A 23949-nucleotide genomic window follows, 5' to 3' on the forward strand; every position below is an offset into this window, starting at 1 on the left:
GTGACGCGCCGCGGCGAGATGATGTCGTGCGCCGCCACGCGCGCACTGCGATCCGCTCGGCAGGACGTGAACCACTGCGGCGCGCCGCTGGTCCGGCCATCACACTTCATCACCAGGGAGGGACTGACATGAAACGACTTTTGTTGGCGTCGACGATTGTTGCAGGCTGGGCCGCGCTCGGCGCACACGCATCGGAAGGCCTGCCGCCAGGCGGCGTCGCCCCGCGTTCGTCCTGCACCGGCCTCACCGGCCTCAAGCTGGCGAACACGCAGATCCTGAGCGCTGTGCAGAAGTCGGGCTATTGCAACGTGGTCGGCGTCATCGACAAGCGCACCGGCACGCAGGATCCCGATCATTTCACCTACGCCATCGGCTTTGCTCTCAATTTGCCAAACACCTGGCACGGCCGTTTCGAGATGATGGGCGGCGGCGGCACCGACGGCAGCCTGCAAAGCGACCCGCAGGGCTCGGCCGGCGTCGAGCTCACACAAGGCTGGGCGGTCGCCGCCGATGACGGCGGCCATGAAGACAGCGCGAGCAACGCGGTCGGCGGCTATCAGGACGACGATGCGAATGCCGGAGGCTCGGCCCATTTCGCCATCGACGCCCAGGCGCGCCGGGACTACGGCTACAATGGCATCGAGAAAACGGCTGTCATCTCGAAAGAGATCATCTCCTATTATTACAGTCTCGACACCGTCTATTCCTACATCATGGGATGCTCGAATGGCGGCCGCGACGCGATGGTCGCCTCGCAGAAGTTTCCCTTTCTGTTCGACGGCGTGATTTCGCAAAATCCCGGCTTCAACCTGCCACAGGCAGGACTTGCGGAGGCCTGGAACGAGCAACAGTTGGGCAAGCTCGCCACCGGCACCGATATCAACGGCCAGCCGTTCATTCCGAGCACCTTTCCCGCGCAGGACATGGAGGTGGCCTCGGCCGCAATCCTCAGCGCCTGCGACGAGCTCGACGGATTGGTGGACGGCATCATCGACAACTACCACGCTTGCACGGCCAAGAAGGTGTACAAGGCGCTCGCCAGCTACACTTGCGGCGCCGGCACGCATGGCAGCACGCCGCATGGCGGCACCTGCCTGACCGGCGCGCAAGTCGATGCGCTGAAGAAAATCTACACCGGCCCGGTCAACTCAAAAGGCCAGCGGCTCTATTCGAACTGGTTCTGGGACGCGGGGATCTGGACGCCGCCGACTGCGCCCGGCGCCGGTTGGGGCTTTTGGAACGTCGTCACCGCACCGGTGCCAAACGTCAACACCGCGATCAACCTGACGCTCGGCGCAGGTGCGCTCCCGATGGTGTTCCAGACGCCTCCCGTCGTCACGCCGGTCAACGGGCCGACCGGTCAGGAGGCGTTCGTGTTCCATTTCAACTTCGATACCGACGCGCCGAAGATCTTCACCCGGACCCAGGCCTATCCGGAGAGCTCGATGGACTTCATGGCGGCGGTGTCGACCGACCTGCGGCCGTTCAGGCAGCGCGGCGGCAAGCTGATCGTCTCCTCGTCGATCAATGACGGCATCTTCTCAGGTGCTGCGATCGCCCGCTGGTACCGCAAGATGAACCAGCAGATGGGCGGCAAGGCCGGGGATTTCGCGCGGCTGTTCATGGTGCCGAACATGGCCCATTGCGGCGGCGGTGCTGCTACCACCGACTTCGCCGGAAACGAACTCAACGCCATCACGAACTGGGTCGAAAAGGACATCGCGCCGGAGCGCATCGTGGCGGCGAACACCAACACGACCTCCTCCTACCCGACCGGAGCGCCGTTTGACCCGCGGGTCGCGATGTACTTCCCGACCGGAGGCACCCGACCGCTGTGCCCCTATCCGCAGATTCCATCCTACAAGGGCAGCGGCATGACCAATAACGCGAGCAACTTTGCCTGCGTCGATCCCCAGTTCAAGCCAGGCGGTGACCACGACTTCTACGATGACGACGACGGTCGCGGCGACAGCGCGCACTGATCGTTCACGTCCGGTCGCGAACGCTTTCGCTGCGCCCCGTTCCATTGGGCGCAGTTGGGCCAATGGCCGATACACCCTGTTCGGCGAGCTACGGTGGGGAGCGAGAGGGAATCGCGGATACCGGCTTCGCAAACTACACTCACCTGAAAGAGAAGCTAGACGAGATCGTGAAGTTCAATGAACCCTGGATTTTTCGCGATCTGCGACGCACTGGTAAAACCAGAGTGTCAGAAGACCTTGACGTGATGGGCGAGGTTTCCGAGTCGATTCTGAACCATTCAAAGAAGGACATGGATCGTGTCTACAACAACGCAAACTATCTCAGGCAGAAACTAGCGGCGTTAACGGCATGGGAACAGCACCTCATGAGGATTGTCGAGCAGGGTTAGGCAGGCATTGCCTGCTCGACCTATTGGAACAACCTTTCAGAACTGGCGTTCTTGAATGGGGGCAGGCCCAACAGAGGCGCTCTATGCACGGCTACACCGCGTACGTCCTCAGTCCCGACGACCGCATCTTGTGGCGGGTTGATCTTTTCTGCGGCAATGACGATGCCGCACGGGAACAAGCCCAGAATTTGGCTGGTGCCGATCGACCAGTGGAGCTTTGGGACGGCGCGCGGAAAATTGGAAAGTTTGTGCTGTCACCAGCTCTGAATTGAACGTCCGTGCAGCTGCGTCTCGGCCCGCCCTCGCGTTCCGGTCCCAATTTCCTGCTTCGTTCCCATTCCTTTTGGGGTGCTGTCCCCTTTCCATCCCCCAGGGGCTTAATTTGATTTCTGCAGCGGCCTGGGTTGGTTAGGGCGTGTTCTCAGTAGGACTACTGAGACTTCGTTCCTCTATATGCACTGATAGGTGCATAGCTTCTTATGCGGGCATCAGTTGTTCCCAGGCCCATCACCGTGGTTGCACGGATTAAGTTCTCACATCTCGTCAATCATTCTTCAATTCGGAAGTGTGCAAGATTGACGATGGACGACCTCCACGACCCGACAGAGGAAACGTTCCCTCAAACGCTGAGGCGGCGCTATGCATCGCTCGCGGCTTGGATCGCAAGATTCAATCGAGCGCAAGAATCTGCCCGATTGCCGGAGCCGACTCGAACCGACGTTCCACCGCGAGCAAATCTTCCGACGCGCCAGCCACATCCTCCGCGCCCAAAGTAGAGCCGCCTCAGTTGGCGCCACTGGCGCTCAATCGCCCGAAATTCTTCAACAAGAACACCGCACCGCTCACGGCGGCTATTTGACGTGGGCACAATGCCAGCAATTGCGCTGGCGATTTAGAAGCAAAGCATGATCGACAACAAAAAGCAGAATTGCATCGACAGCCTTAGCGGAAGCCTGACCCGCACGGCCAATTGGCGGCGGGGATTGGATGCACGATACAACGATCCAAGAAACGGAAGAGCCTCCGGTTTGCTTGTTCGGTTGGCCGGTGAGACGAGTAGTCTGACCGACCATGCTTGGTCGAAGCTACGACCGTTCTACAATTGGTCTTCACCGACCTGGAGCGAAGCCGTATCAGCAGCAGCACGAAAAGTCGGATTCCACAACGTCGATACCTTTCCTGCATTTACAGAAACTCTAGTCGGAGTTTTGTCCGAACAGAACCCAGCCTACTAACCTAAATGCTTGAGGAGAGTATTAGTGAAAGACGTTTTATGGAATCGATTTCTAACTTTGACGACACCTTGCCCTTGCCACACGAAGTCGCGCAAGAATTCTTCGACAAGGCCGGTGATAATTTGACTGCAGTTGTGTGGCTTGCGGATCGCGGGATCGACGCCGCCCCTCAACACGTCGCCCTCATTCAGTACGGCATGGTCTGGAATCCTGAAACCAGCCGGTATCGGTTTTTGATTTACGCGCCCGATCATGTTGGGCCGAAATATCCCGCCGAACTTGCCACTCCGATCATCGAAGAGGGCAAATTTATTGACTTGCTCTTTATCAGCGACGAAATGTCATTCGCTCGCGCTACGGGCCGTGCACCTTGGCTAGGTCGCGAAAACCTTTGCTTGCCAGTGGGACGGCTTCATGCCCATCCAATGGATTGGCTTGAGTCGGGCTGCACAGGCGTTTGCCACATTGCGCCTATCAGCCGCAAGGCTCTCAAGGAACTCTCACTGGCCGCGACAATCGAGGGCAATTGTATCCACACCGCACTTGAAGCGTGGTCATGGGGCTTTTCGGACGATGACGACGAGCTAGCGCGGTTCGATATCGATGACTCGCCTGGTGCGATTCGGAGCTACTTCGAAGATGAAGTTCGGTGGCGTACGGCATATCTCGCGCGGGCCTTGTCATGAAGCACAATCTGAAAGACGTTTTCCAGGAAGGTACGGACTTCGTTGAAAAAACGGTCGCTAGCATTGTTGTCGGGGCCGAAAAGATCAAGGCTGCGAACGGCAACAGGCCGAAGACCATGCAGTTGCCCGATCAGGTAAAGGCCGATCTGAAAGAGCGCTTCCAGATAACTTGGTTTGATGACGTGGACCAATCAACCGCTAGAAGAAATCGTTCAGGGCGTGTTGGGCGCTGGCGAGTTTTCCTTGTTCGTCGCAAAGCCAGGCACCGCAAAGAGCGTGCTTGTCGGCGACATCGGTTGTCACATCGCGGCTAATATGGAATGGCACGGCCGGAAGGTGAAACATGGGCTCGTAGTGTTTTTTGCGGCAGAACGTAAGAAACTCACGGAAAGGCGAGTCGCGGCATGGAGCAAAAAACATGGGATGAAGGGCATTCCGTTCGTCGTCGTCGGTGGCAAGCTTGACCTAACTGGCGGCATCGATGCCAAGGCACTGGCCATGACCATCAAGGGGCTTGAAGAGAAGAGCGGACACAAATGTGTCCTCGTAATTTTGGATACGGTGACTCGGACCTTTGGAAATGGTGACCAACATCAATCGAAAGATATGCAGCGGTACGTCCAATCGGTCGATGAACTGACCCGCGCCACAAGCGCCCATATTGCTGCTATCCATCACTCGCCTTGGTCGGATGATCGTGGCAAAGGTGCGATTGATCTGGACGGCGCGATTGATGTCTCGTTTGTCGTCAACGTCAACTGAGGCAATCTACTGCACTATAATTCAGTAAGATTTCCAACTGCATTTTCTTGCGTGCGAAGAGGCCGCCAACTGAGGCGGCCTCCGGTCCTTCACGAGCTATCATCTTAACGGCAGGGCCGACCCGACGCCTGAACGGCCCTGTTATGGCAGCTAGGAAGCCTAGGCTGTCCTTTCGCGGCGGAGCCCGCCTTTGGTGCGGATTTCGAAGTAACCGGCGTTTGAGCGTCTGACGCCGCCGAAAAACTAGCAAAAATGGCCAATGCCAAAACGAGCTTCAAAATTGACTTCATGATTTCCCCCAGAATTTGTTTCAGACTGAGATGAGCCATCAAGAGCGGATCAATTTACCATCGAAGTCAAAATTAGGCAGCTTCAAATATGGGCAGGCCAATCCGGAGAACTCCGGAGGAAACAACTTTGTATCCCCCTATAAAATACGCAACGTGCATACGCTCAGTAGTCCTACTGAGAACGCGGGCCTAAGCAATTCAGGCCACTGCGAAAATCAAATTAGGCCACTAAGGGATAAAACAGGCCAGTACCTTCGCCCGAATGAGAACGGATCAAGAAACGAGAACGGAAAAGAGCTTCCAAAAAAGGGGCAAGTTGTTTCCGGATCGGGGACGGGTCGCGGCTTCTTCCTGAGTCGATCACGCTGGGGGCTGACAGAGCCAGGCCCAGCATCCACACACCCCGGTTGTGCGATTTAGCGCGAGCGGGTTTTCATTTCAGAGGAACAGCGATGAATTTGCCGACTCCCAATAACGACAATCGGAAGCCAGCCAAGCTGCTTCGATATTGCGAACTGAATGACACTCGCGGCATCACCTACACCCGCCGTCATCTCTACAAGCTGGAGGCCGAGCGCAGGTTTCCTAGGCGCGTGCCACTTGGCGAGAATCGCGTGGGTTGGATCGAGTCAGAAATCGACGAGTGGATCGCGCAGCGGGCCGCTAGTCGCGCCGCGTAGCGCACATTTTTTCGGTGCTTCCCATACGCTTCCCAATTCAACCAACGCCCAGAGGGCTGGGAAGCAGTAGCAGACCAAGTACTTGAAAAGACTGGTGGGGGAAGAAGGACTCGAACCTTCGAAGTCATAAGACGGCTGATTTACAGTCAGCTCCCTTTGCCACTCGGGACACTCCCCCGTCCAACAGCGCTAGATCCCAGCCGCACGAGTGGTGGCGGACCGGGTCATTACGATGACGCTGATAACCGCGCAGGCCCAGTTACGGGTGCGCGATCGGGGCCGTTTATGGTCGAAGGGACCGGCCAAAGTCAACCAAGCCGGCGGGCAATTTGCCGGCTAAATTGCCAATATTCCGGAGCCATGAGACAAGCCTCAGATGAGCGATCGCGACCGCAAGCCCAATTTCCGCCGCGGCGGGCCTAAACCCTTCGAAAAAGGGCGGAAATTCGCCCGTCCGCCTGGCCGGCAGGAGCGCGAATCCGGTTCCGACGGGCCGGTGATTCTGTATGGCTGGCACACGGTGGCGGCCGCACTTGCCAATCCGGACCGCCAGATCCGTAAGCTTTACCTCACCGAGAACGCCGCCAAGCGGCTCGCGGACGAGAATATCGACACCAAAGTCGCGCCGGAGATCGTCCGCCCCAGCGCGATCGACCAACGGCTCGGCCCCGATGCCGTGCACCAGGGGCTGCTGGCGGAAGCCGATCCGCTGCCCTCGCCTGATCTCGATACGCTGGCGCAAGAAGGCATCGTGCTGGTGCTCGACCAGATCACGGACCCGCACAATGTCGGCGCCATCCTGCGCTCGGCCGCGGCCTTTGCGGTGAAGGCGATCGTCACCACGGCGCGGCACAGCCCGGAGGCCACTGGCGTGTTGGCGAAATCCGCATCCGGCGCGCTCGAGCTGGTGCCTGTTGTCACGGTGCAGAATCTGGCGCGCGCGCTGAACGAGCTGAACGACCTCGGTTTCATGACCGTCGGCCTCGACAGCGAGGGCACCGAGGATCTCGGCAAGGTGGCATTGCAGCCGCCGCTCGCGCTGGTGCTCGGCGCCGAAGGCAAGGGCTTGCGGCAGTTGACCCGCGAGACCTGCCGCGTCGTCGCCCGCCTCGACATGCCCGGCGAGATCAAGAGCCTCAACGTCTCGAATGCCGCAGTGCTCGCGCTCTATATCGGCGCCAGCCGGCTGGGGCTGATGTAACGCATCGACGTCTTCGCGTGGCGCGAAAGATATCCAGGACAACGCCCCCGAATAAAACGAAAAACGCCCGCTCGCAGGTTGCGAACGGGCGCTGATCTCTTCAGCGAATCGCAGGACTCAGTAGTAGCGGCGCAGCACGTGGTGGCCGTAGTGATACGGCGCGGGCGCGTAGGCGTGACGCGGTGCGTAGCCGTCATGATAGCCGTAGTGCGGACGGTGATACGACGGGCGATAGTGATGGTACGCGCCGTAGCCGTAGTGGCGGTAGCCGTACTCATGGTGGCGATAGCCGTAGCCATAGTGGCGATAGCCATAAGACGGGCGGCCATAGCCCTCACGATAGTACGGACGCGGCGCCCAGTTGCCCGGACCGGTGTAGGTCGGGCCCTGGTTGATGTAGTAGTACTGCTGCGCCTGGTCCGGGTAGGCCTCGTCCGGGTCAGGCAGCCGCTCGGCCGCCGCGCCGCCGCCGCAGGGGTTGCAGTAATTCACGACCGGCGGGGCATAGACCGGCGCGCCACAGGGGTTGAAGCCGCACGCCATCGCGGGCGCGGCCGCCATGACGGCCACGGCCGCAATCAGTCCAGTGATCATTTGACGCATTACTCTCTCCTGTAGGTGTCTTTCGTTGATTTAGGTTTCTTTTGGCTTCTTGGGCTTCTCGACGTTTATTGCGGAATTCTCGGTCGCGGCGACCGCTGGCCTCCCGGTGGCCTGCCGTTGAACTGCGGTGCGTAGATCACCGGTGGCGAATCGACAGGAACGTTGGATTGCGCCGGCAGCGGTGCCGACTGCGCCGACCATGTCTGATGATAGCTCTCGGCCGGCTGCGGCAGGCGGCGGTTGGTCGGCGGCTCGATCTCGAGGCGGCCGTAGCCGGGCATATGGCCCATGCTCGGATAGTAATGGCCGACATTCGGCTCCGGATCTATGTACCGCCCGCCATAGACGGTCGGCTGCATCGGCTCGTTGTGGCCGAGGCCGATTGCGCCTTCGACCACGGCATAGGAGGCATCGACGCCGTTGATGATGATGGGGACGCCCGGGCGATTGGGCACGACGATGTCGAAGCCGCCGCCGGCCCATGCTGTAGAAGTCATGGCCGTCGAGCTCATGGCAGCCAATATCGCCAGTGCTACGCCAAAGCGCATGTCACGCAATGCCCCGTTGTTCCAGGCACAACCTAGTCCAAGGCGTCGGCGCAAGGGTTAAGGCCGCGGGTCGAACTGCCGGTAAGCCTAACGCGTAAGCATCAACGTTCGGTCAATTGCGCGAGAACAAGATCGGGAATCGTTAACGCCCATGCCCGACGTGTCGGTGCGTCAGGCGAAGCCATTCTCGATGATCGCGTGGATGCCGATCGCGATGGTGACAAGGCCGACCGTGACCTGGAGCGCGCGATTGGCCCAGGTCAGCCAGCGCGCGGAGGCCGCGAGCGGCACCGCGATCACGCTGGACAGCACGCCCATCCCGATCATCGAGCCGACCCCGAACAACGCGACATAGCCGAGCCCGATCACCGGGTTCGGGGCCTGCGACACCGTCAGCACCAAAAGCGCCGCCGAGCCCGCCATGCCGTGCATCAGGCCGACCAGCAGCGTGCGCCAGCGGAAGCCGTGCTCATGGATATGCGCGGCGCGCGCGTGCGGCAAAGTGGACGCAAGCGCCGCGGTCTCTCCCGCATGGCTGTGAGCGTGGAGATGCGTGGTGCCGTCGGCATGGGCATGGCCGTGGAAATGCACGCGGTCACGCCACAGCCGCCACAGCACATGCCCGCCGAGCCCGACCAGCATGATGCCGACCGCGGTCTCGATCGGCTGCGCCACCGATTCCGGAATCGCGTGTCCGAGCAGGATCGCGGCGCCCGCAAATACGAACAGCGTCAGCGTGTGACCGAGTCCCCAGGTCAGGCCGTGCTTGACGATGTCACTGATGCTGGTACGGCGCGCCGCAATGCTCGATACGGCCGCGATGTGATCGGGCTCGAGCGCGTGCTGAAGACCGAGCAGAAAACCAAGACTCAAAATTCCGAACATCAATCCCCCGCCCCACCTGACACCGGATCAAACACCAGATCGCTGATCTTGTCAGGCCAGCACGTCGTCAAACAGGCCATGCATCGCCGCCCAGGAGCGACGGTCGGCCCGCGCATTGTAGAGTGCGGCCTTCATGATCGAGCCATCAGCGGCCGGGTTGGCGAAGCCGTGCAGCGCGTTGCCGTAGCTGACCACCTGCCAGTCGGCGACCTCGGCGGCGCGCATCTCGTCCGCGAAGGCCGCGACCTGGTCGGGCGGCGCCAACGGATCTTCGGCGCCGGTCAACACCAGCACGCTCGCCTTCACCGTGCCCGCTGCCGCCGGCAGTTTGGTCGAGAGCACGCCGTGGAAGCTGGCGACGGCCCTGAGATCAGCGCCGTCACGCGCGAGTTCGAGCGCGACCATCCCGCCGAAGCAGAATCCGATCGCGGCGCATCTGGTGGCATCGACCTCGGGCAGTGCGACCAGCGTCGCAAGCGCGGCGCGGGCACGGGCGCGCAGCGTCGCCGGCTCGGTGCGAAGCACGCCGATCAGGGCTGCCGCCTGCTCCAGATTGGCCGCTTGCCGCCGCTCGCCGAACATGTCGGCGGCGAACGCGACATAGCCATGCTCTGCAAGCCTGCGCGCCCGCTCCATCGCGAAATCGCCGAGCCCAAGCCCCTCATGGAACACCAGCACGCCGGGCCGCTTTCCGCTCGACTCGTTGAAAGCGAGATAGCCGCGCAGATTGGTGTCGCCGCAGCGGTAATCGATGTCGCGAAGATGCATGCAAATCTCATCAAGAGGGAACGAGGCGGAACTTCACATCGGTTTGAACAGAAGACAAGGCGGAACAGGAACAGGCGCGGCCCAGCGAGATTAGCTCTGCACATCACGACAGAGGAGACTTCGCATGCAGCTCAAGATTCTCGGCGCCGCCGCCCTGCTCGCCTCGGCGCTGGCGACCCCTGCAATGGCACAGCAGATGATGGGCGGCCCCACCCGCTGCTCGAACGTCGATAGCTACGGGAATTGCCAGACCATGCGACCGGGCTATGGCGCCGATGCCAGCTATCACCGCCGCGCCTATCGGCAGGATCGCGGCTGGCAGGATAACGACAGCTACAACCGCTACGATCCCGGTCCAGCCGACATCGCGGCGGATGTCGTCGGCGGCGCGGTCGGAACGGCGACCGCGATCGCCACCGCCCCCTTCGGCGGTCCTGGCAATGGCCCCGGCGGCGGCTATGCGCGCGGCGGCTCCGAATACGCCCGGCAGAACGGCTTCGTCTGCACCCCCGGCACCTGGTTCCGCGGCGACGACGGCCGGCAGCATCCCTGCCAGTAACCCCGACCTGTACGTAAGAGAAGGAAAAGGCGGCCCGAGGGCCGCCTTTTCCTTGCCGGCCGACGGCCACGCCGCCTCCCCGATCTCATTTCTGCTTCTGGCCCTCGCCCGGCAAGTCTGCTATGCGAGCGCGCAATCCAACCCATTCGCCGGCTTAGCTCAGCGGTAGAGCAGTGGTTTTGTAAACCAAAGGTCGGGGGTTCAATCCCCTCAGCCGGCACCATCAATGATCAGAGCACCGGCTGCCCGAGCCGGTTCGCGCTCGAACCAGGGTCACGCAGTCGCGCCCGCAGCTTCAGATCTCGAACTCCTCACCGGGCACGTACCGCTACGGGCATCAGGCGACGCTTGAACGGCGGAAGCGCAATGGGCCTTTCCGCTTTCGGGCGCCGCGAGATGAAACCGCCGCTCAACAGGATCGGCTCACGGTCGCCGAGCATGGCGCGTTCCTCGACAAGGCGGCTCATCACCGTGCGCATTTTGATCATGTCCCTGGCCACGAAGGCGCAATCCTCGCCCCGGTTGATTTGCTCGCGCATGATGGCCTCGGCCTCCATCATGCTGACCCTCAATGCTCTCACCTGCCTGCGGATTTCGTTGATGCGGTTGTCCATGATGCTCTCCTTGCTGAACGTGCAGCATAAGAACAAAACATGAACAATGAGTCAATCCCGCAATCAGCGGGTCCTCAAGATCACGAGGAGAAAAATGGTGATGAGCGGTGGAAGGTTAGTTGCACTTTCACGCTCCGCGGAGGAGCCGATCGGAATTTCATCGGGGCAAATTCACCTGCTACGGTCGAGGCACCGCGTTCGAAACACCTACTCGCTGCGACCGGACTCCGCCTTGTTGGCCGCCTTCAGTCTGTCCCGGATATATTCGCCGACGTCACCGACCTCGTCGCGCAGCGCCTGCTCGGTAATGCCCTCGCCCTTGGCCATCTCGATGCACCGCTGCGTGAGCTCGGCCACGTCTTGCGACGCGCCCGGCACGCGATACTGCTCGACAGCGTGAACGCTGTTCTCGATCCAGAAATCGACGAACTCTCGCGCACTTGCACTCATGTTTTCATCCCGGCTGAGAGCGGTCATAGCGGGCAACGGTTGCATTGCAATGTCAATCTGTCTTCCGTTGCAATCTGTCTTCCGTTGAAGGAATCCGCCGTCTCGGTTGGCGGCCTGTTTGCGCCCCTTGCGGCGGGCGCGGCTTAAGGATGTGAACCAGTCCTTGGCCCCGCATCCTTGGCAGGATTCGCGGGAGCGTTCCCGTATGACCACGCAAATTTCGCATTGTTTCTTGTCCTTCCCCGCAAAACCCGTGTACGCTGGCGGCGGGTGGACTCAAAGCCATGACCTATTTCATCCTTGCGCGGGACGGCACCAGCCAGATCGTTCTGAAGCGCGACAGCGAGGACGCTGCCGAGAAGAAGGCACGCGAGCTGAAGGAGATGGGCTGGTTCGACGTCGAGATCCGCGAGGACAACCCCTGCGCGGGCCTGGCCGCGCTGACGGAACGCTCGCAAACGCTGCAGTGAACCTTTGCGGACCGGCCCTTACATATTTGTGAGGAGCCACAATGTCCGACACCGCGCATTACCGTTTCCAGTCCGATCAGGCCAAGCGGCTGGCCCGCCAGGTCACCGACGCTGCGGTGCGCGAGAAGCTGCTCGAAATGGCCGAGGAATACGGCCGCTATGCCGACCTGATCGAGGCCCGCGCCACCGAACCGGAGGTCGAGACGGTCGCTCACTAAAGCTGCTGGTCGGCACCTCTCAAAGTCGGGCTTCGGCTCTCCAGAACGCGCCCGGCCTCGTCGGTACTCTGCTCCACCCCCAGCCCTCACCCGCTCAGGTGGTGTCGCCGTTTTGTCACCTCGCGGGCAAAACAGACGCCCTCGTCAACCATCTTCGTGGTAAACGCTTGATTCTGCAGTGTTGCTTTGCTGGAATCCGGCCCACTGAGGGTGCGCCATGAAGTGGATGAAAGAACGCGATCTCCTGATCGCGCAGACCATGGCTTTCGTGCAATCGGTGACGGCCAAGCGGCCTGACGCCGAGGCGCTGATGGCTGCGCCGCCCGTGGTTGCACCTGAAGCGACGTCGGTCACTGTCGCACCGCCCCTGCCGGTGCCCACCGTCATCGAGGTGCCGCCTGCCGCGGCGCCCGCTCCGGCCGCCGTGATGGTTGTCGAGGTCCCGCCGGCGCCGGTGCTGCCGGGTTTCGTAAAGCTCGACATCCGTGGCGACTTCGGTTCGGAAGTGCGTGCGCGGGTTGCGAATTTCCGTGCCAACCAGCAGCGCTTTCTGCGTGAGCGCGAGGAGTATTGCAGCTCCACCATGGACAAGGTGCGCGCAGCGATTCGCGACAACGCCGAACTGCCGCGCTCCGGCAAGTAGGCGCGGTACTCTACGTCTCCCTGCTTCACCTCTCCCGTCTTTAGCTCCCTTGGCCGCCGATCTTCTCCAGCACCGGCAGCAGGTGCTTCAAGAACTCACCCGGATTCTCGCTCATCGGGAAGTGCCCGAGCCCCTTCATGATGGTGGCTTCGCTGCCGGGAATGCTGCGCGCGACCGCCAGCGTCTCCTCCGGCGTGCAGGAATAGTCGTACTCGCCGGAGAGCAAGAACAGCGGGCATCGCTTGGTCTCGATCTCGGCGACGCGGGCGCGGATGTCGCCGTCGATCTTGTAGAAATAGAGGTCGCCCTTGAACACGCCGGGCCCGCTTTGCGCGTAGTGCCACAGCGTCTCCCATTTCTCCGCCTCGGGCGCATCGGGGCCGACAAGGCCCGAGACGATGGCGGCAGCGACTTCGCCGCCATGCACGTCCGGCCGGTGCAGGAAATTCAGGTCGTAATAGGGATCGACATGCGCGCCGGCCTGCAGGCCGATGATGGCGCGGAAGCTTTCCGGGTGCTCGAGCGCCAGATGCAGCGCAATCCGGCCGCCGATCGAGCAGCCGATCAGGATCGGCCGGTCGAGATCGAGCGCGTCGATCACGGCCAGGATCATCGTCGTGTATTGCACTGACGTGAGCTGGTACTCCTCGTCGTGCCAGCCTGAAGGCGGCGACGACTTGCCGTGCCAGGGCATATCGAAGGCAATGACGCGGTGACGGCGCGTGACGCGCGGATCGTTCATCAGGCCGCGATATTGCCGCCCGTCGGCGCCCGCGGTGTGCAAACAAAGTAGCGGCGTGCCCGAGCCTGCCTCCTCGACATAGACGCGGTGCGCCCGGCCGAACAAATCGAGATGCATGTAGCGGCCGATGATCGGCTCGAAGCTTGCGCTCATGCCGCAACTCCGTCGGGCGCGCGCAGCTTGGCGAGCGCGTCCTTGAAATAGCGCAGGTTCGCCATGAAGATTTGCAGGTCGCCCTCGGCTTTCAGCACGCGCCGCTTGATCAGCGCCATCAGGTCGTTCGATCCGGGCGGTGGCCGGCGCGCGGAAAACTTGTCCCATTCCTCGTCCGAGGTGCGCAGCGCAAACGACCATGACGGCATCACGAGCGGACCCTTGGTCACCGAATTGATCCGGCCTTCATGGATTGCGATCAGCCAGGCCGTGTTGCCGATCTCAAGCAGGAATGTGGTCGACAGATACCGTCCACGCCGCACGAGGCCAGCGTCGACATTGACCCGCTCTCTCAGCGCTTCGATCATGCTCGCTCCACCCACGAACGGCCCGTCCGCTGATTGCGGCAGGCACTTGTTATGTCGGCAATGATGGGGCGAATGCGCGGGCCGTCAATCGGCGCTGACGTCGGGCGGCTACGGCGTTTTCAGGCGAAGCCCCGGCTACAGCCAGGCCCACACCAGCGCCAGATTGGCCGCGCAGGCCGCCAGCAGCGCAACCGTCAGCGCGGCATGGACACGTTCATGAGGGGTCTGGATCGCTCTCATGAGACGGAGCATCCGGCGATTCTACCCGGGGAGTCCCGGGGATTCTTTTTTTCGGGGTTTACCTCTCGTTAGGGACTCAGGGACTCCCGCGAAAGGACCGAAATGATTCATATTTTCAGGTACTTGTTCAGTTAGTTGCTCACCGTTCCGTGAAGCCGAAACCTCTTAACCGGTGCCTGCGTTGTCGGTTTTTGGGGGAGACCATGAATGCCCTACGCGCTGTTCTACCAGGATGCCAAGCTGAGCAAGGCTTACCCGACCGAGGCCGATGTCTGGAAGCTGGCCAAGGATTCCGGCCTGGTCGTCGATGCCGTTTCGGAAGAGGAAAAGGCCTCGCATCGCCCGGTGCTCGACAATGACTACGAGATCCGGCCCTGCCAGCTCGATCCAAACGAGGACCCCGCCAGGAACAAGGCCGATGCCGATCTCCAAGCGCGATTGGAGCCCAAACTGAATTCGTGATGTTGAAGTCGTGACGTCAATGGCCCCGGCGCGCATCAGCGAGCCGGGCCGTGTGGTGCGTCATCCCCAGCCTTACGGCGTCGCCGTCACCAGCGAAGCCTGCTCGGCTGCCAGCGAGACACAGACCTTCCGCCGATGCAGACCCCGGATCGCGCCGGTCACCTTGAGCACTTTGCCGGTCGGACAGGACGCGTCCTGCACGAGGACAGCCTCATAGGGAGCGAGAATCAGGGGTTCGGATTTCAGCACGGTCTGGGCAAGGCACGGCATGGAGACCGCAGATATGATCAGCCCTAACGCGAAACTACGCATGTTCGTTTGTCCACCAGCCCCGGCGAACGCATAATAGCGCATCACGATGAAAGTTCCTTGCAATGCAGGAAATATTTTTTGCATTGCACTTGTGCCGCCAATGCGCACCTAACGCGGCATCAACCCAACAAAAAGGCCGGCTTGAAGCCGGCCTTTTCGCGTCGATCAAGCCAAATTGGCGATCAGTATTTGGCAGCCACCGGTCCGCCCCAGCCGAAGCGGTAGTTGATGCCGAGCTTGACGGTGTGTTCGTCGTTGCGGAAGCTTGCGCCGACGATGTCGGCCGGACCGCCCGTGAAGGTGGTCTTGCCGAAATTGTAGTACTGGTACTCGGCCTTGGCCGACCAGTTCGGGGCGAACATGTATTCGAGACCGCCGCCGACGGTGTAGCCGTTCTGGTGGTTGCCGTCGGTGGTGAAGCCGACCGGCACGCCGGCGACCGAGGCGCTGATGTTGTTGTTGTCGCGCCAGGCATAACCGCCCTTGGCGTAGAGCAGCGCCGGACCCCAAGTGTAGCCGAGGCGGCCGGTGACCGAACCGATCTGGTCGGTGTTGCCGCTCACCAGCGTACCGGCCGGGAACAGCACGCCATTGTTCGACGAGTTGGGCAGCCAAGAGTACTGCGCCTCGATACCCGCCACCCAGTTGGGGGCGAACTGGTAGTCGAAACCGCCCTGCACACCACCCATGAAGCGCGCGTCGCTGCCCATCAGGTTATTGCCGTCCGTGAACGCGCCGCCGACGTGGCCGCCGATATAGAAACCGGTCCAGTTGTAAACGAGCGCGGGCGCGGTATAGGCCGGTGCCTTGGTATAGGCGCGGGCCGGCATGTCAGCGGCAAACGCCGGGCTCGCAAGAGCGGCCAGCGCCGCAGTACTAAGCAAAAACTTCTTCATCTTCGATCCCCGTGACTTACGTTGCGCTATCAATCCAAACAACGTGACCTCAATTGGGTTGCTTTGGGGCAATGCCAGACCTGTGATGTTTCCGGACTGTGACGGGGCCGCAACAACGCCCGTTTGTTCCTTGCCACAGAAGGTTTTTTCACCCGTTAAGCAGCCGCATTTCGGCTGAATGGATGTCGCAGAAGGCTAAAAGAAGGTTCAGCGCTCCGGGAAAAGTGATCGGATTGTGCGCATCATCCGGTCATGGCTGCGACACTCTGTCAGGCCGCCCCTCAGCGCGTCATCTTTTCCAAATCTGGAAACGGCGAATAGGACACGCCGGCGCAGGGCTCGGCGGCGTTCTCGATGATGCGATCGAGCCGGCCGTCGACAAACAGCACGCCGCGCTCGCGAACCGGCCGGTAACTGCCGTCCGTATCCTTCGGGCTGTAGCGCAGGCAGACCACATAGCGCAGCCGGCCGCCGACCGTGCGCTGCACCGGCTCGGCGATCCCGGCCTCGTGCACGCCGACCGGATTGTTCAGATAGGTCTTCATGAACGCCAGGATCTCGGGGCGAAAGCTGGTCGGGAACGGCTGCTCGGCGTTGCCGCGATCGTCGGTAAAGGTGATCGGCCCTGAATCGTCGCCGCCGGCGCAGCCGACCAGCCCGATTCCCAGCAGCAGCATCGCCGCCAGTTTCACTGAAATGCCCAAACGTCGCTGTCCCATGATTCCCCGGCGCCGCGTCTCCTGACCGGTAAGCCTCTAGACCGCTTCGCGCGGCAAGGGAATTCGCAACTCGGTTATCTCAGCGGTCAGGAGCCGCCCTTCGGATCGTGGAAGGGGTCACGGCTGATCGCATCGGCAAACTTGCGCATCAGCCGCGCCAACTCGTCGACGTCGCGCTCGGCCCAGCTCTCGAAAATGATCCGACCCATCCGCTCGCGGGCGGCGTCCAGGGCATCCGTCATGGTCTTGCCCTTCGGCGTCACGACGGCCTGCCGGACCCGGCGGTCGGCACCGGCCTGACGTCCGACGAGGCCGAGGCTTTCGAGTTTCGCGACCTGCCGGCTGACCGTGGTGTAATCGCGCCCGACCCCGTCGGCGAGGTCGACGATCCCGATCGGGCCGCGCCGCTCAATGACGACAAGCAGCGGAAACAGCGCCCGGTCGAGCGATATCCCGGCCTCCCGCACCATCGCTTCGTCCCGCTGCGGGCGGTTCATTACGCTCACAATGTCGATCAGTGCCTCGTGCAGGGCACGGAACGTCTCACGATTATGTGTATTTTGCACATATTTTCTTGACGTCATCTGCACCCTCCAATTATGTGCATATTACACATACGGAGACGGCCATGACACAGGAATTTGCAAGCGACGTGCTGATCAGCGGGGCCGGCGCCGCCGGTCTCACCCTCGCCATCGACCTCGCGCGGCGGGGGATCTCGTTCCGCCTGATCGAGAAGCTGGAGGCTCCATTCCACGGCTCGCGCGGCAAGGGCATCCAGCCGCGAACCCAGGAAATCTTCGAGGATCTCGGCATCATCGACCGGCTGGCCGCGACCGGCGGCCCCTATCCCCGACAGCGCGAACACCGCCCCGACGGCAGCTTCGTTGATTCCGACATGGTCACGGCTGCCGTGCCGACGCCGGCCGAGCCTTATTTGACACCGTTGATGGTGCCGCAATTCCTCACCGAAGGCGTGATGCGCGAACGCCTGCGCGAGCTCGGACATCAGGTTGAGTATGGCTGTGAACTGATTGGAATAACTCAGGATGGCGACGGCGTCACCGCACGGCTTTCGCACCACGGCCGCGACGCGACGATCCGCGTGCGCTATCTCGTCGGCGCCGATGGCGGCCGCAGCTTTGTGCGGCATGCGCTCGATATCGACTTTCCCGGCAAGACGCTCGGCGTCCGCGCCGTCGTGGCCGATCTCGCGCTGACAGGCCTGGGACGCGATGCATGGCACCGATTTCACGACGGCTCGATGGAGCACCAGGTCGCGCTGTGCCCGCTCGCGAGCACCGAGCTGTTCCAGTTGCAGGCGCCGGTCCCGCTCGAAGGTGACGTCGATCTCTCGGCGGAGGGGCTTTCCAGAATGGTCGCCGAGCGTACCGGCCGCGACGACATCGGCATTCATTCCGTCGTCTGGGCGTCGGCCTACAGCATGAACGCGCGGCTTGCGGACCGCTACCGGGTTGGTCGCGTGGTCCTGGTCGGCGACGCCGCCCATATCCATCCGCCGACCGGTGGCCAGGGTCTCAACACCAGCGTGCAGGATTCTTACAATCTTGGCTGGAAGCTCGCCGCGGTGATTGCCGGCGCGCCCGCTCCTCTGCTCGACAGCTACGAGGACGAGCGCCGGCCGATCGCAGCCGACATGCTTGGTCTTTCGGCAAAGCTGCTCGAGGCCGGCAAGCGGGGCGAGATGCGGCGCGGCCGCGAGGTGCAGCAGCTCGATCTCGGCTATCCCTGTTCAGCGCTGGCACTGGAGAGGCCGGAACGGCACGGCGGCCTGCTGGCCGGCGACCGCGCGCCCGATGCGCGCCTTCGCGGCGCCGCCGGTCAGGCGTGGCGGCTATTCCAGCTGTTCCAGGGCCCGCACTGGACGTTACTGGGCCATGACGTCGATCGTGACCTCGTGCCGGCGCGCCGCGGTTTGCACATCCATAGCACCGGTCCGCGCGGCGACCTTCGCGATGACGCGGGCGAACTGCAGAAGAATTATTCACTGGACTCCGGTGACTGGGTGCTGGTCCGTCCCGACGGCTATGTCGGCGCGATCGTCGCATCGCGCGAGCTGCACAGCCTCGAAAGCTATTTGCGCAGCGTCGGGCTCACCTGACACGCAAAACGCGCTCCGGCCCGCCGCCATTGGGGAAGCAATGGCGGGCGGGCCGGGTCTGATATCCGTGGGCGCGGCGGGGCAATGTGGATCGAACCACGCCCGGCGGATCAGGTTCAGCCGCGCTTGACCGGCGCGACGTGCTTGACCGCGACCTTCGCCTTGATGTGCTTGACGTGGCTGGTCGCGAATTTCGGCGCCTTCACCTTCAACACGCCCATGTGCTTGTGGTGACGATGATGGCGATAGTGCTTGACGTGATGCCGGCCCATCTTCGCGTTGGCGTTCAGAACCTTCGACGGGATCTGCTCGCTCTTGATGACGGGAGCGGTCTTGGTGACAGGCGCAGGGGCGACGGTCTTGCCCTGCTCGGCGGCGAGCGCGGGAGCTGCGATGACGGACATGGCAATCAGCGCTGCGGAAATCGTCTTCAACATGGTGGTCTCCTCTTCCACGGGGATCGCGGGGTGTCCGGCCGGATGGTCGGTCTCGCCGATCAATGACGCGACCTTAGGGGTGGCGCGCTGAACCCGTTCTGAAGGACGCTGACGGTGTTCATTCATGTGAATGACATCTTTGTCATGTTCGCTGCCGGCCGTTTCCCGGGCTGTCCCCGACCGGCTGACGCAAAATTGCTGGATCAGCCGGGAATGTTCCGGGGCTTCCGGTATTCATGTCAGCAGGGTTCGGTGTAGGATTGCCGAGCACGATCAGAAACGATCAGGAGCGACGACGAATGAGCAAGACGACACGGTATTTGACCCTTGCGGTGCTCTCGATGGCACTTGCCGCCGGCCCCGTCATCTCGGCCTACGCCGCGGGCGGCGAAGATCCGGCCCCGCCGGCATCCGACAGCGGCAAGGCCAAGGCACCCAAGAAAGCCAAGAAGGACAAGACCTCCTCGATCGAGGACCAGAAGTTCCTGGCCGGCTATCACACGGCCTACACCACGATCTATGATCGCCACGACTATGCGGGCGCGATCGATCAGTTGAAGGCGCTCGGTCAGGACGACCGCGCCGACGTCGCCAATCTGATCGGTTATTCCTACCGCAAGCTCGGCGACTACAAGGTCTCGCAGGTCTGGTACGAGCGCGCGCTCAAGGCCGATCCGGATCATGTGCGCACCTGGCAGTATTACGGACTCTGGCAGCTCGAACAGGGCAACCGCGACCAGGCGCAGTATCATCTGAACAAGATCGCGCAGCTCGCCGGCACCAACAGCGACGAATACCGCTCGCTCGCCGCCGCGCTCGAGAAGCCCCCGGGCACCGGCCTCGTCTACTGAGCGAAGAGAATTCTACACATCGAGCCGGCGCGGTCGCAATGACCGCGCCGGCTTTATGATTCTGGCCACGCTACGGGCGCGGAAGCTCGGCCATCCTTGCGGCATAGGCATCGAGCACATCGTCGGCGCTGAAGGTCTGGCGCGCCGCGAAATCATCGCGCAGGCCGAGTCCTGCCGATGTCCGGAGCCGCGCGGCGGTGGCTTCCGTCATGATCGGTTGCAGTCCGATCTCACGCAGCCCCTCCGCGACGCCGTCCATTTCCACCGCGCGTCGCTCGGCATGCAGCACGTCGGTGCGCACGCACATGTCGACGAATTTGCTGTAGCGCGTCGCATCCATCGGCTCGCAAATACCGCGCAGCGCTTCGCTGCGCACGCCCGCCAGCGAGGCGGCGGTGAGCGCCTCCACGATCAGCGCCTCCATGCCCTTGGTCACCACGCTGCGCAGCATCTTTACCGCCGCTGCCGCGCCGGCCTGCGGGCCCGCGAGCTCGATCGTGAAGCCGAGCGGCGCAAACAGCTCGGCGAAGCGGGCGGCGCCATCGCCGGAACAGTATAGCGGCACCGTTGCACCGTAGATGCTGACCGCGCCCATCAGATTGGCATCGACAAAGGCGCCGCCATTCGCTGCCACGGCATCAGCGACCTCGCGCTTGGCCCTCGGCGTCGACGCGTTGACGTCGACCACCAGCATGCGAGGGCGAACCAGCGCGGCAATCGATTGGCCCACCGAAACGGCAGTCGCGACCACGACCGCCGAGAACACAATATCGGCGCGCGCCATCAGCGCGTGCAGACTATCCACCAGCTCAACGCCGTGCGTGGCGGCGATGCCGCGGAACGCGTCCGAGTAAGGTGGCGGTTGGTCTTTCCCTCGCAAAACACCAGCGGCGCTGCAACGCCCTTGCCTGCGAGATGTGCCGCGAAGCATTGCGCTGCCTCGCCGAAGCCGACAAAGCCGATTGTTTTTTGGGTCATGGCAATCAGTTAAGCAAGAAGCGTGCCCAACATCGCATGCGTCGGTTTTGTCCACCCATCCTGCAATCTGCGATTCCTTATCCCGAACTGGCGGCGGGCATTCCGACCACGCGCCGGCGGCGGCCGAGAACGAGCAGCAGCAGGAACGCTCCGACCGAGCACAGCATCGCGAGCTCGAGCAAGGCGCCGCTGCCGACCCGCGCGAGCAGCGCCACCAAAATTGGCGGCGCCGCCGCCGAAATCAGGTTCAGCGGCAGCGCGATGTGCGACACCGCCTTGGCAAACTCGGTCTGGTCATAGAACACCAGCGGAATGGTCGCGCGCGACACCGCGAGCGCACCGCTGCCGAGGCCGTAGAGTGCGATGAAGGCCGCGATCGCCCAATGGGACCCGTTGCCGACCAGCAGGATCAGCATCGCGATCGGCAGCAGCGCGCCGGCGACGAGGCCCGTTGTGATGCCGTCCCAGCGCCCGCCGCCCAGGAAATCCAGCCCGCGCGCCGTCACCTGCACGATGCCGAGTGACGAGCCGAACGCGATCGCCTCGGGCGCCGACAGCCCCTCGGCCTTCAGCAGTTCGACCAGCACGGCGCTGAATCCGAAGGTCACGAAGGCATTGAGCGCGATCGACGCCACCAGCAGGAAGAAGGTGCTCCTCTCCAGCACCGGGGGCGCTTCGGACCCAGCGGCCGACTCTGCGGTCGCAGCCGGAGCGATCGGCCGGCGCGGCAGTCCGAACGTATGCAGCGGCAGGCAGATCAGCAGCAGCATCGCCGCATAGACCAGGCAGGCGCCGCGCCAGCCGACGTGGGCGGCGAGAAACGCCGTCGTCGGCCAGAAGATCGTGCTGGAAAGCCCGGTGACCAGCATCAGGATCCCGATCGCGCCTTTCGCCTTCCGTCCCGCCACCTCGTTGAGCTTGATATGGGCGGCCGTGGTCAGGGTGGCACTTCCGGCGACGCCGAGGATCGTCCAGGCGACGACATAGAGCACGCCCCCCTGCGCGCAGGCCAGCACGGCCAGACCGAGGGCTGCGATCGTGACGCCCACCATCATGACGCAGCGGGCGCCGAAGCGTTGGAACGGTTTTGCCAGCAGCGGGGCACACAGGCCCATCGTCACGTAAAGGATCGAGGTGCCGGCGAAGACGGTCGGGAGATCAAGGCGGAGATCGGCGGCAATCTGGTTGCCGACGATGGCTGGAAGCCCGATTGTGCCCCAGCTGATCAGCTGGGTGACCGCGAGGACCGGCAGGATGCGGGCGATCGCCCGGTCCATCCCCAGAAATCGTCCGCCGGACCCTGCCCCGCTCTCCATCGCCATGCCGCCCACCGCGCCCAACCGAAATGCCTCGGCGGGCCGATTTCACGTGACAATTGCGAGACAATTGCAAAACGATTGAACGGCTTACCGCATCGGCCCGACTACGAATCCGTTATCCACCAAGCGCGGCCACGCGGCAATCGCGCCTTGCCGGATGGCTGGAATGCCTCATCGACAGGTCTGCGACAGGAGACCGCGCTCGTTACGGAAAATGCTCGCGGCGGCGGTCGGTCTTTGGCCCGCGGTTCACGCTTACCGTGTTGCTCGCCGCGCCCGTATCAGGCTTGGCCGGACGGCTCGCCTGCGCGACCGCCGGGCCGCTGTCGCCGGTCTTCGGGGCCGGCGCCTGCCCCGTCGTGGTCACGCCTGATTCCGCTTGTCCGCCGGCCGAGGGGCCGGAACTCTGCGCCAACACGGTTCCCGACAGCATCAGCGCCGCTATCAGCATTGCCGCGTTGAGTGTCATGGCGAGATCCTTCTGCGCGCGAGATGCACTCCAACGCGCCGGCACCGATCGTGTTCCCAAACGATCGGCGCCGGAGCCCTTCAGGCTCTCCCTCACCTCATTTCGACGTTTGTATCCGGGTCACGGTGTAGCCCGTGTCGCCGCTCTCGACGTCGAACTGAACCTTGTCGCCCACCTTGACCTGCTTGAGCATCGCCGGATCCTTGACCCGGTAGACCATCGTCATCGGCTCATCCATCCCGAGGCTCGTGGCCGGACCATGCTTGAGCGTGATCTTGCCAGTTCTCTCGTCGATCTTCCTGACCTCGCCATTGATGGCCGCGCCTCGATCCGCGGCTTGGGCTGCGGCTCCGCTCAGCGCCAGCGCGAGCACGGCGGCGCCCGCCATCCGGATCATCCTGTTCATTTTCGCTTCCTTCACAATTGCTGCTCTCACTTGACGGCGACGTGCCCGATCATCCCGTCGTCGCGATGATTGGGGATCAGGCAGGAATATTCGAACGTTCCGGCCCTGGTGAACTTCCAGAGGATCTCGGCGCTCTTCTTCGGCGCCAGCCGCACTCCGTTCGGATCGTCGTGCTCCATGTGCGGATGCTTCTTCATCAGTTCGGCATGCTTCAAATTCTCTTCCGTAGTGGCGAGCAGGAACTCATGATCCTCGGTGCCGGCGTTGCGGAGAACGAAGCGGATCTGTTCGCCGCGCTTCACCTCGATACGGGCCGGCGTGAAATCCATCTCGTTGAGCAGGACCTCGACGGTGCGCGACGGCTTGTTGGGGTCGCCCGGCTCGCCCGCCGAAAAGGATTCATGGCCGTGCTTCTCGTGACTGGCGGCCGGAGCCACGATGGACAGAGCAGCGAGTGCGACCGCGATCTTGGTGAGATGATTCATTGGTGTC

33 protein-coding genes and 2 tRNA genes are annotated in these 23949 nt (G+C 62.6%); 16 read left to right on the forward strand and 19 right to left on the reverse strand.

The window, feature by feature from the left end; all coding sequences use genetic code 11:
* Positions 1–128: 128 nt before the first annotated feature.
* From UP10_RS02595 to UP10_RS02615, 7 genes are all read left to right on the forward strand, one after another.
* Positions 129–1982 (forward strand): tannase/feruloyl esterase family alpha/beta hydrolase, encoded by a 1854-nt coding sequence (locus UP10_RS02595; protein WP_044585825.1) that lies wholly within the window; start codon positions 129–131, stop codon positions 1980–1982.
* A 62-nt stretch (positions 1983–2044) separates the two neighbouring features.
* Positions 2045–2371, forward strand: coding sequence for a site-specific integrase (locus UP10_RS02600; RefSeq protein ID WP_044585826.1), 327 nt, complete (start codon positions 2045–2047; stop codon positions 2369–2371).
* A gap of 83 nt (positions 2372–2454) precedes the next feature.
* A complete protein-coding gene (locus UP10_RS43915; RefSeq protein WP_156179623.1) occupies positions 2455–2643 on the forward strand; it encodes a hypothetical protein in 189 nt (62 codons plus the stop codon).
* A gap of 633 nt (positions 2644–3276) precedes the next feature.
* Positions 3277–3606, forward strand: a complete 330-nt coding sequence (locus tag UP10_RS43920; protein WP_156179624.1) for a hypothetical protein — start codon at positions 3277–3279, stop codon at positions 3604–3606.
* Between the two features lie 38 nt (positions 3607–3644).
* Positions 3645–4292 carry a hypothetical protein gene (locus tag UP10_RS02605; protein WP_044585827.1) on the forward strand — a complete coding sequence of 216 codons (648 nt, stop codon included), beginning with the start codon at positions 3645–3647 and terminating at the stop codon, positions 4290–4292.
* 177 nt (positions 4293–4469) lie between these two features.
* Positions 4470–5054 (forward strand): AAA family ATPase, encoded by a 585-nt coding sequence (locus UP10_RS02610; protein ID WP_044585828.1) that lies wholly within the window; start codon positions 4470–4472, stop codon positions 5052–5054.
* A gap of 742 nt (positions 5055–5796) precedes the next feature.
* Positions 5797–6024, forward strand: coding sequence for a helix-turn-helix transcriptional regulator (locus tag UP10_RS02615; RefSeq protein ID WP_044585829.1), 228 nt, complete (start codon positions 5797–5799; stop codon positions 6022–6024).
* A 92-nt stretch (positions 6025–6116) separates the two neighbouring features.
* Here the strand turns inward: UP10_RS02615 and UP10_RS02620 are convergent.
* A tRNA-Tyr gene (locus UP10_RS02620) sits at positions 6117–6202 on the reverse strand.
* A 198-nt stretch (positions 6203–6400) separates the two neighbouring features.
* Between UP10_RS02620 and rlmB the strand changes: the two genes are divergently transcribed.
* Complete coding sequence (gene rlmB, locus UP10_RS02625) at positions 6401–7225, forward strand: 23S rRNA (guanosine(2251)-2'-O)-methyltransferase RlmB (protein ID WP_044585830.1); 825 nt, start codon at positions 6401–6403, stop codon at positions 7223–7225.
* Positions 7226–7342: 117 nt separating this feature from the next.
* Here the strand turns inward: rlmB and UP10_RS02630 are convergent, their stop codons facing one another.
* The 4 genes from UP10_RS02630 to UP10_RS02645 form a co-directional block, all read right to left on the reverse strand.
* Positions 7343–7828, reverse strand: a complete 486-nt coding sequence (locus tag UP10_RS02630) for a hypothetical protein (protein ID WP_044585831.1) — start codon at positions 7826–7828, stop codon at positions 7343–7345.
* Between the two features lie 65 nt (positions 7829–7893).
* The gene (locus tag UP10_RS02635) at positions 7894–8376 is read right to left on the reverse strand and encodes a hypothetical protein (RefSeq protein ID WP_044585832.1); all 483 of its coding nucleotides are present in this window, start codon (positions 8374–8376) and stop codon (positions 7894–7896) included.
* A gap of 171 nt (positions 8377–8547) precedes the next feature.
* Positions 8548–9261, reverse strand: a complete 714-nt coding sequence (locus UP10_RS02640) for a HoxN/HupN/NixA family nickel/cobalt transporter (RefSeq protein ID WP_044585833.1) — start codon at positions 9259–9261, stop codon at positions 8548–8550.
* 51 nt (positions 9262–9312) lie between these two features.
* Positions 9313–10029 (reverse strand): dienelactone hydrolase family protein, encoded by a 717-nt coding sequence (locus UP10_RS02645; RefSeq protein WP_044585834.1) that lies wholly within the window; start codon positions 10027–10029, stop codon positions 9313–9315.
* A 124-nt stretch (positions 10030–10153) separates the two neighbouring features.
* Between UP10_RS02645 and UP10_RS02650 the strand changes: the two genes are divergently transcribed.
* Positions 10154–10588, forward strand: a complete 435-nt coding sequence (locus tag UP10_RS02650) for a hypothetical protein (RefSeq protein WP_044585835.1) — start codon at positions 10154–10156, stop codon at positions 10586–10588.
* 148 nt (positions 10589–10736) lie between these two features.
* Positions 10737–10811 (forward strand) — tRNA-Thr (locus UP10_RS02655).
* Between the two features lie 88 nt (positions 10812–10899).
* Here UP10_RS02655 and UP10_RS02660 read toward each other — a convergent pair.
* Both UP10_RS02660 and UP10_RS02665 read right to left on the reverse strand, forming a co-directional pair.
* Positions 10900–11202 (reverse strand): hypothetical protein, encoded by a 303-nt coding sequence (locus UP10_RS02660; RefSeq protein ID WP_044586143.1) that lies wholly within the window; start codon positions 11200–11202, stop codon positions 10900–10902.
* Positions 11203–11409: 207 nt separating this feature from the next.
* Complete coding sequence (locus tag UP10_RS02665) at positions 11410–11652, reverse strand: DUF768 domain-containing protein (protein WP_044586144.1); 243 nt, start codon at positions 11650–11652, stop codon at positions 11410–11412.
* A 284-nt stretch (positions 11653–11936) separates the two neighbouring features.
* On the opposite strand from UP10_RS02665, the gene UP10_RS02670 reads away from it, so the two are divergent.
* The 3 genes from UP10_RS02670 (at position 11937) to UP10_RS02675 (ending at position 12983) form a co-directional block, all read left to right on the forward strand.
* Positions 11937–12122, forward strand: coding sequence for a hypothetical protein (locus tag UP10_RS02670; RefSeq protein ID WP_044541363.1), 186 nt, complete (start codon positions 11937–11939; stop codon positions 12120–12122).
* Between the two features lie 41 nt (positions 12123–12163).
* Positions 12164–12340: a hypothetical protein gene (locus UP10_RS45120; RefSeq protein WP_197082746.1), complete on the forward strand. Its 177-nt coding sequence runs from the start codon at positions 12164–12166 to the stop codon at positions 12338–12340.
* A gap of 217 nt (positions 12341–12557) precedes the next feature.
* Positions 12558–12983: a hypothetical protein gene (locus UP10_RS02675; RefSeq protein WP_044585836.1), complete on the forward strand. Its 426-nt coding sequence runs from the start codon at positions 12558–12560 to the stop codon at positions 12981–12983.
* 40 nt (positions 12984–13023) lie between these two features.
* Here UP10_RS02675 and UP10_RS02680 read toward each other — a convergent pair whose 3' ends face one another.
* Complete coding sequence (locus UP10_RS02680; protein WP_044585837.1) at positions 13024–13878, reverse strand: alpha/beta fold hydrolase; 855 nt, start codon at positions 13876–13878, stop codon at positions 13024–13026.
* Positions 13875–14246, reverse strand: coding sequence for a hypothetical protein (locus UP10_RS02685; protein ID WP_044585838.1), 372 nt, complete (start codon positions 14244–14246; stop codon positions 13875–13877). Before UP10_RS02685 ends, UP10_RS02680 begins: the two co-directional genes overlap by 4 nt.
* Positions 14247–14693: 447 nt before the next feature.
* On the opposite strand from UP10_RS02685, the gene UP10_RS02690 reads away from it, so the two are divergent.
* The gene (locus UP10_RS02690) at positions 14694–14948 is read left to right on the forward strand and encodes a hypothetical protein (protein ID WP_044585839.1); all 255 of its coding nucleotides are present in this window, start codon (positions 14694–14696) and stop codon (positions 14946–14948) included.
* A 72-nt stretch (positions 14949–15020) separates the two neighbouring features.
* Here the strand turns inward: UP10_RS02690 and UP10_RS02695 are convergent, their stop codons facing one another.
* From UP10_RS02695 to UP10_RS02710, 4 genes are all read right to left on the reverse strand, one after another.
* Positions 15021–15260, reverse strand: coding sequence for a DUF6719 family protein (locus tag UP10_RS02695; RefSeq protein ID WP_044541414.1), 240 nt, complete (start codon positions 15258–15260; stop codon positions 15021–15023).
* A gap of 182 nt (positions 15261–15442) precedes the next feature.
* The gene (locus UP10_RS02700) at positions 15443–16156 is read right to left on the reverse strand and encodes an outer membrane protein (RefSeq protein WP_044585840.1); all 714 of its coding nucleotides are present in this window, start codon (positions 16154–16156) and stop codon (positions 15443–15445) included.
* 281 nt (positions 16157–16437) lie between these two features.
* The gene (locus UP10_RS02705) at positions 16438–16860 is read right to left on the reverse strand and encodes a hypothetical protein (protein ID WP_044585841.1); all 423 of its coding nucleotides are present in this window, start codon (positions 16858–16860) and stop codon (positions 16438–16440) included.
* A gap of 101 nt (positions 16861–16961) precedes the next feature.
* On the reverse strand, positions 16962–17459 hold the full coding sequence (locus UP10_RS02710) for a MarR family winged helix-turn-helix transcriptional regulator (RefSeq protein WP_044585842.1): 498 nt from the start codon (positions 17457–17459) through the stop codon (positions 16962–16964).
* Between the two features lie 44 nt (positions 17460–17503).
* Here UP10_RS02710 and UP10_RS02715 point away from each other — a divergent pair, with 44 nt between their 5' ends.
* Positions 17504–18997 (forward strand): FAD-dependent oxidoreductase, encoded by a 1494-nt coding sequence (locus tag UP10_RS02715; protein WP_044585843.1) that lies wholly within the window; start codon positions 17504–17506, stop codon positions 18995–18997.
* 116 nt (positions 18998–19113) lie between these two features.
* Here the strand turns inward: UP10_RS02715 and UP10_RS02720 are convergent, their stop codons facing one another.
* Complete coding sequence (locus UP10_RS02720) at positions 19114–19560, reverse strand: His-rich protein BRANT (protein WP_245321644.1); 447 nt, start codon at positions 19558–19560, stop codon at positions 19114–19116.
* Positions 19561–19733: 173 nt separating this feature from the next.
* Here UP10_RS02720 and UP10_RS02725 point away from each other — a divergent pair, with 173 nt between their 5' ends.
* Positions 19734–20285 carry a tetratricopeptide repeat protein gene (locus UP10_RS02725; RefSeq protein ID WP_044585844.1) on the forward strand — a complete coding sequence of 184 codons (552 nt, stop codon included), beginning with the start codon at positions 19734–19736 and terminating at the stop codon, positions 20283–20285.
* Positions 20286–20355: 70 nt separating this feature from the next.
* On the opposite strand, the gene UP10_RS41960 is transcribed toward UP10_RS02725, so the two are convergent.
* The 5 genes from UP10_RS41960 to UP10_RS02755 form a co-directional block, all read right to left on the reverse strand.
* Positions 20356–21090: a DUF1932 domain-containing protein gene (locus UP10_RS41960; protein WP_245321645.1), complete on the reverse strand. Its 735-nt coding sequence runs from the start codon at positions 21088–21090 to the stop codon at positions 20356–20358.
* Positions 21091–21340: 250 nt separating this feature from the next.
* Positions 21341–22540 carry an MFS transporter gene (locus UP10_RS02740; protein ID WP_082076960.1) on the reverse strand — a complete coding sequence of 400 codons (1200 nt, stop codon included), beginning with the start codon at positions 22538–22540 and terminating at the stop codon, positions 21341–21343.
* A 247-nt stretch (positions 22541–22787) separates the two neighbouring features.
* Positions 22788–23051, reverse strand: coding sequence for a hypothetical protein (locus tag UP10_RS02745; protein WP_044585846.1), 264 nt, complete (start codon positions 23049–23051; stop codon positions 22788–22790).
* A gap of 97 nt (positions 23052–23148) precedes the next feature.
* Positions 23149–23457 (reverse strand): copper-binding protein, encoded by a 309-nt coding sequence (locus UP10_RS02750; protein ID WP_044585847.1) that lies wholly within the window; start codon positions 23455–23457, stop codon positions 23149–23151.
* Between the two features lie 26 nt (positions 23458–23483).
* On the reverse strand, positions 23484–23942 hold the full coding sequence (locus tag UP10_RS02755) for a cupredoxin domain-containing protein (RefSeq protein ID WP_044585848.1): 459 nt from the start codon (positions 23940–23942) through the stop codon (positions 23484–23486).
* Positions 23943–23949: the final 7 nt, after the last annotated feature.

It is taken from the genome of Bradyrhizobium sp. LTSPM299 (genome assembly GCF_000938235.1).
In the GTDB taxonomy this organism is placed as follows: domain Bacteria; phylum Pseudomonadota; class Alphaproteobacteria; order Rhizobiales; family Xanthobacteraceae; genus Bradyrhizobium.